Raw genomic sequence first — 269 nt, 5'->3', positions numbered from 1 at the left:
CACGCGCCGCTTCCACGGCCGCGTTGAGCGCCAGGATGTTGGTCTGGCACGCGATGCCGTCGATCACGCTGATGCTGTCGACGATGCGGCGCGACGAGGCGTTGATCAGGCTCATGGTGGTGACCACCTCGCTGACCACCCTGCCCCCGTGTGCGGCCACGTCCACCGCGCCGCCGGCCAGCTGGCTGGCCTGGCGGGCGTCCTCGGCGCGCTGCCGTACGGTGCCTGTCAGGCCCTGCAGCGACACCGCGGTTTCCTCCAGCGACGCG

1 protein-coding gene is annotated in these 269 nt (G+C 71.7%); it reads right to left on the bottom strand.

Going from position 1 to position 269, the window contains the following annotated elements:
- Nucleotides 1-269, bottom strand: a 269-nt coding sequence (locus tag ACQG3P_RS19835; protein WP_426806004.1) for a methyl-accepting chemotaxis protein, incomplete at both ends; no start/stop codon positions are given.

The sequence above is a fragment of the Stenotrophomonas sp. SrG genome (assembly GCF_050031795.1).
Taxonomy (GTDB): Bacteria; Pseudomonadota; Gammaproteobacteria; order Xanthomonadales; family Xanthomonadaceae; genus Stenotrophomonas; species Stenotrophomonas rhizophila_A.
Note: the sequence above shows the minus strand (reverse complement) of the source record. Positions and strands in the feature narration are given on the sequence as shown.